1 protein-coding gene and 1 pseudogene are annotated in these 864 nt (G+C 68.1%); one reads left to right on the top strand and one right to left on the bottom strand.

The features are described 5' to 3' along the window. Window positions 1-532 (bottom strand): DNA polymerase III subunit gamma/tau (gene dnaX / locus AC1D15_RS34940; RefSeq protein ID WP_477829687.1); only part of this gene is annotated, 532 nt, incomplete at its 3' end. Window positions 533-626: 94 nt separating this feature from the next. On the opposite strand from dnaX, the pseudogene AC1D15_RS34935 reads away from it, so the two are divergent. Then, window positions 627-864, top strand: a pseudogene (locus AC1D15_RS34935) (phosphoribosylformylglycinamidine cyclo-ligase); the annotation flags it as partial.

Raw genomic sequence — 864 nt, 5'->3', positions numbered from 1 at the left:
ACTGCAGGCAGCGCGACAGCACGGTGGGCGGCACCTTCTGCGGATCGGTGGTGGCGAGGACGAACTTGAGGTACTCGGGCGGCTCCTCGAGCGTCTTGAGCATCGCGTTGAACGCGGTGTTCGAGAGCATGTGGACTTCGTCGATCATGTAGACCTTGAAGCGGCCGACCACCGGCTTGTAGACGGCCTGGTMGAGCAGCTGCGAGATCTCTTCGACGCCGCGGTTGGAGGCGGCATCGAGCTCGACGTAGTCGACGAAGCGGCCGCTGTCGATGTCGCGGCAGGCATCGCAGACGCCGCAGGGCCGGGCGGTGATGGTGCCCTGCCCGTCGGCGCCGGTGCAGTTGAGCGATTTCGCGAGGATGCGCGAGACGGTGGTCTTGCCGACGCCGCGCGTGCCGGTGAACAGGTAGGCGTGGTGCAGGCGCTGCTGCGTGAGCGCGTTGGCCAGCGCCTGCACGACGTGCTCCTGGCCGACGAGGCCTTCGAAGTCACGCGGGCGGTATTTGCGGGCCAGGACGAGATAGGACATCGGGGCATTCTACGGGGCCCGGTGGTACCCGATAATCGCGGTTTCGGCGGCCGCGCCGACCTCCGACCGCCCCGCCATCGACCCTCTGCTCCCGATGAAATCCACCCCCGCTTCCCCCGACACGCTCAGCTACGAACAGGCCGGCGTCAACTACGACCTGATCGACCCGCTGAAGGTGGCTGCGCAGCGCGCCGCCAAGGCCACCGGCGCGCACCTGGGCGCGCATGGGTTCAGCGAGGTCGAGGCCTCGCGCGGCGAATCGGCCTACGTGGTGGACGTGGGGCCGTTCTACCTGGCCTCGATCGTCGAATGCCTGGGCTCGAAGGCGCTGG

The sequence above is a fragment of the Rhizobacter sp. P2_H2 genome (assembly GCF_056403375.1).
This window is presented reverse-complemented; position numbering and strand designations above follow the sequence as displayed.